The sequence below is a fragment of the Halolamina salina genome, from assembly GCF_042678005.1.
Lineage (GTDB): Archaea > Halobacteriota > Halobacteria > Halobacteriales > Haloferacaceae > Halolamina > Halolamina salina.
In genome coordinates, this window is the sequence record NZ_JBHUDH010000146.1 from 7,687 (window position 1) to 9,460 (window position 1,774).

General features: G+C 71.4%; 3 protein-coding genes. 1 reads left to right on the forward strand and 2 read right to left on the reverse strand.

Translation table 11 applies throughout. From position 1 onward, the window contains the following. Positions 1–1,071, reverse strand: a 1,071-nt coding sequence (locus tag ACFR9S_RS12615; RefSeq protein ID WP_379818806.1) for a DoxX family protein, incomplete at its 3' end; no start/stop codon positions are given. A gap of 72 nt (positions 1,072–1,143) precedes the next feature. Between ACFR9S_RS12615 and ACFR9S_RS12620 the strand changes: the two genes are divergently transcribed. Continuing rightward, positions 1,144–1,344, forward strand: a complete 201-nt coding sequence (locus ACFR9S_RS12620) for a hypothetical protein (protein ID WP_379733203.1) — start codon at positions 1,144–1,146, stop codon at positions 1,342–1,344. Positions 1,345–1,434: 90 nt separating this feature from the next. On the opposite strand, the gene ACFR9S_RS12625 is transcribed toward ACFR9S_RS12620, so the two are convergent. Next, on the reverse strand, positions 1,435–1,774 hold a 340-nt coding region (locus tag ACFR9S_RS12625; protein ID WP_379818807.1), incomplete at its 5' end, for an archease.

The window sequence follows — 1,774 nt, forward strand, 5'->3', positions numbered from 1 at the left end:
CGAGTCGGTCATCGCCTCCAGCGCGAACTTCGATCCCGAGTAGGCGCCGCCGCCGGTGATCACCAGCATCGACACCAGCCCGAACAGCGAGACGTGGGCCATCACGGGGTCGTCCGGCAGGCCGAACAGCGTGGTCGTGAACATCAGGATCGCGACCCCGCAGCCGGCGCGGGTGAACAGCCCCAGCGCGAGTGCGATCCCCAGCGCCGCCTCCGTCAGCGCGGCACCGACGACCCACAGCTCCGGCGAGACGGGGACGACCTCGGTGAGGTTGTACTTCGCGACGACGCTCAGCGCCTGCCCCGGCATGAGCAGCTTCTGGACGACGCCGAGGTAGACGAACGAGAACCCCAGTCCGACGCGGACGATCACCGGGACCAGCTCGTCGCGATCGGCGAGCCGCTCGCCGACCGGCGCGAGCGTCTCCCGCACCGGGTCGATCCGCTGGTACACCGTCCCCCCGACGGCCGACAGCCGCGAGAAGACGTGGTCCGCGCTCGGGCGCCCGCCGCCGAGCAGCAGGATCGCCAGCAGCCCCGGGACGAACTCGAACGCCAGCAGCAACGCCGGGCTAAGTGCCAATCCCACGAGATAGCCGAGCAGTCCGACCGCGGCCGTGAGCCGCGTCGCGCCGACGAACTCGAGCAGGAAGCCGACGACGATGCCGAACAGCCGGACCAGCGCGCCCGGAACGCCGAGGAAGTCGGCGGTGGCCGCGGGCGAGAACAGGTAGCCGGTGAAGCCGGCGCCGACCATCGGCAGGCCGATCGCGAGGCGGGCCAGCCACGGCAGCAGATCGTCGTAGCTCCGGAGCGTCTGCCGGAGCACGGCGAGGTCAAGCCGGAACGGGCGGAACCGGAGCCAGCCCGCGCCCGTGACGACGGCGCCGGCGCCGCCGCCGAGGAGCAGCGCCAACGCGAGCGGGTCCGCCACGACGGCGGCGAGCAGTTCGACGGCGCGTTCCCCACCGTCGCCCGGCGTGACGTACCGGACGTGTGCCAGCGCCCGGCCCGGAACGACGGCGAACAGCACGGCGAGTGCGGCCGCCGCGGAAGCGGTGTAGCGCGTCATACCCCAAACTGTGTCCGAAGGGGCAAAGGCGTTCGCCCGGGGTTCTACGTGGAAGGGTACTGAAGGGGCGGTATGGCCACCAGACGCTGTCCGGACTGTGGCGTCACGCTCGAGGAGATGACGATGCGGACCTCCGACGGCTTCGAACTCCACCTCGTCACCGACGAGCCGAAGAAGGGAATCCTCGGGAGCCTCGGCGCGAAGGAGAAGGTGAAGCCGACGGCGTACGCCTGTCCGGAGTGCGGACTCGTCCGGCAGTACGTCGAGGAGTGAGTCGGAAGTCGGGGCTGACTACACACAGCCGCGCCAGCACGCTCCTCGCGAGCGACCGAACGTCGCTCGCCGGTCGCGAGCCGCGGCTGGTTACACGTCGAAGACGACGTACGCCTCCCACGTCCCGTCGACGCGTTCGAGTCGCATCTCGGAGTACGTCACCGCCTTCACGTCCCGGGCGGTCACCGCCGAGAGCGGGACGCCCCGGTAGCTGGCGTCGACGGTCCACGACTCGCCGTCGGCCTCCTCGGCCTCGTGGTCGACGGGCAGCACCGACCGAACGTCGCGCTCGTAGATGAGCTGGTCCAGATAGTCGTACAGCGCCGCCTCGCGGCTCTCCGCGGTGAGCCGGAGTTCGGCACGCTCCCCGCCGTCGGGGGCGTCCGCCGGCGGCCACTCCTCGCACATCGCCGCCCGCAGCCCCGCGGCG